Source organism: Burkholderia sp. TSV86 (genome assembly GCF_001522865.1).
Taxonomy (GTDB): domain Bacteria; phylum Pseudomonadota; class Gammaproteobacteria; order Burkholderiales; family Burkholderiaceae; genus Burkholderia.
This window is the reverse complement of record NZ_LOWB01000111.1, coordinates 1-2127: the sequence shown is the minus strand read 5'-3', so window position 1 is coordinate 2127 and position 2127 is coordinate 1. Positions and strand designations below refer to the sequence as shown.

4 protein-coding genes are annotated in these 2127 nt (G+C 56.8%); 2 read left to right on the top strand and 2 right to left on the bottom strand.

All coding sequences use genetic code 11. From position 1 onward, the window contains the following. Window positions 1–109: 109 nt before the first annotated feature. Window positions 110–394, bottom strand: a complete 285-nt coding sequence (locus tag WS68_RS20810) for a hypothetical protein (RefSeq protein WP_156429594.1) — start codon at window positions 392–394, stop codon at window positions 110–112. A 1-nt stretch (window position 395) separates the two neighbouring features. After that, a complete protein-coding gene (locus WS68_RS27895) occupies window positions 396–614 on the bottom strand; it encodes a hypothetical protein (protein ID WP_156429593.1) in 219 nt (72 codons plus the stop codon). A 232-nt stretch (window positions 615–846) separates the two neighbouring features. Here WS68_RS27895 and WS68_RS20805 point away from each other — a divergent pair, with 232 nt between their 5' ends. Both WS68_RS20805 and WS68_RS27890 read left to right on the top strand, forming a co-directional pair. Then, window positions 847–1347, top strand: coding sequence for a super-infection exclusion protein B (locus tag WS68_RS20805; RefSeq protein ID WP_059572556.1), 501 nt, complete (start codon window positions 847–849; stop codon window positions 1345–1347). A gap of 27 nt (window positions 1348–1374) precedes the next feature. Beyond that, a complete protein-coding gene (locus WS68_RS27890; RefSeq protein ID WP_156429592.1) occupies window positions 1375–1935 on the top strand; it encodes a hypothetical protein in 561 nt (186 codons plus the stop codon). The last annotated feature ends 192 nt before the right edge of the window (window positions 1936–2127 follow it).

The following is a 2127-nucleotide window of genomic DNA, read 5'->3' as shown; positions in this document are numbered from 1 at the left end:
TGCAGACGTCCCCATGCCTCCTCCTGCTGACTGACCCACTCTGATTCTTTCAGTGCGTCGCAAAGCCATTGTGGTAAGCCGGCTGCGCGGGCGCGCTCGGACAAAACACTCATGCATCCCCCATTTCTTGCCGATAAGCCCCGATTTCAATCGCTGCCTGCCGACGCCACAGCACACCCAGCGGTGAAACGATTGGACTTGGAGCCATCTCATAGGCTGGGCGCACTTCACGTAGTACAAACCGCCCTTCACCGAACGCAAACTCAACCATGCGCTCGAATCGCCCCCAACCCACCTCCGGACCAAGCTCGACCCAAAAATCAGGAAGATCGCTCCGTGCATCGATCACCACGTACCCGTTCGCGAACACGATGGCCTCAAAATCCAATTTCATGTCAGGCAACCTCTTTTTGTTCAACCAGCGCAAGGGGCCAAAATTCATCCGGCGCCCCATTCAGCGGGTCGTGGCAAGCGAGCAATTCACCGTCCGGCGCGTAGTAAAGATGGGCCAGTCGCTCCGGGGAACGGCTACTGCCGTCGCCCCGCCATGCAACAACGTGCACCACGCTCAACAGCTCAACTACGTCCGGTGGTAAATAACGAGGAATACTCATGAACACTCCTGAAGAAATTCGATTCGAGCATCGCAACAAAGCGCGGGTTAGTCGTCATCCAGCGAGTCGTGGCACGCCAGCAACTTGCCGTCTGTCGAGTAATACATGTGGACCATCCGCTCAGGGTCTTCGGCGCTCCCGTCCCCTCGGGTCGCTCCAACGTATATGACCGTGATCAATTCAACTGGACCTGGCAGTAAATGAAACGGAACGCTCATCAAGACCCCTGACCATGAACACAACATTCATCCAAACGGTCCTGGATTTCCTGAAGCTCGCGCCAAGTTACCTCTCGATATTTGGCATCGCCGCCGCTTTCCTGCTGTTCACCCCAGACCGGATCGCCCAGCAGCTCGGCGTGCTTGAGTTTGCAAAGCACAATCGCGCGGCTCTGGGGCTGACCGTCATCGCCGCGACAAGCCACCTCGTCGTCCGGCACCGGAATCGGGTACTTCAATATCTGATGCAGCTCACCGAAGACGAACTTGATGTCCTCCAGCCCTACGTACTGCAAATGACGCGCTCCGCTCGCTATCGCCCCGATGATGGCGTCGTGCGAGGTCTCGTACGCGCCGGCGTTCTCTATCAAGCAACGGCGCTTGGCCATACCTCCGAAGGGTTTGCCTTCAACCTCACCGACGTTGCTTGGCAATACATCAAGAAAGAGCAACGGCGGTTCGAAGTCGATCGTGGGCTCGATATCCCCACCCAGCAATCCAGCCGTGAATCTTAAAAGGCCGCGCCTCAATAAAGCGTTCATTTGTTCCACCACATTCATCCCTCTGCCGCCATGAACTTTCCCTTACTGAACTCCGCCTCCGATGCGCTCAAAACTGCCACCGATCTCGGCAAAACTGCACTTGAAATACGTGATTTCATCAAGCTATCGACGGTCATCACCCAAATGAACGAGCAACTCCTCAAAGCGCAAGACAGCCTCTTCGCTCACAACACCCAACTCCTGCAACTCCAAAGCGAGCACTTCGAGACCGCACAGAAACTGAGAGACGCGAACGAAGCCCTCGCGAAACGCACTCGCTATGAGCTTGTCGCTCTCGGTAACGGCGTTCTCGCCTATCGCTTGAATCCGGTCCCAGCGCAAAGCGGAACTACGGAGCCAGTCACCACGGAGCCCGAGCATTTCGCATGTCAGATTTGCTATGACGCGCCCGTTTCTCACCTTGTCGTTCTGCAACGCACCGATACTCATGGAAATCTCCATTGCCCTGTCTGCAACACGCGCTTTACCGTTAATCGAGCCGCCAGGCGCAAGCTCAACCCAGCCAGGCGCCGCTGGAGCGCAACTTCCTGGGGGGATTAGTCGAGGACTATTCAAGCCGCTCCCTTGGCCGACGCACAAGGAACGCACCCGTCGAAGCGGAAGTCTCGGGCAAAACCCTTCTCGCTCGCCCCGAGGATTGAAGCAGCCATACGTTCTGAATCGCCCCGGGTTCATCGGAGACCGATTTGTTTGAGTCAGGCCGCCTTGGCGACGTCCTCAAACTGCCGATAG

Bases quoted from the DNA above. Each gene is read 5' to 3' on its own strand.
- WS68_RS20810 (WP_156429594.1), bottom strand. From the start codon at position 394: ATGAAATTGGATTTTGAGGCCATCGTGTTCGCGAACGGGTACGTGGTG.
- WS68_RS27895 (WP_156429593.1), bottom strand. From the start codon at position 614: ATGAGTATTCCTCGTTATTTACCACCGGACGTAGTTGAGCTGTTGAGC.
- WS68_RS20805 (WP_059572556.1), top strand. From the start codon at position 847: ATGAACACAACATTCATCCAAACGGTCCTGGATTTCCTGAAGCTCGCG.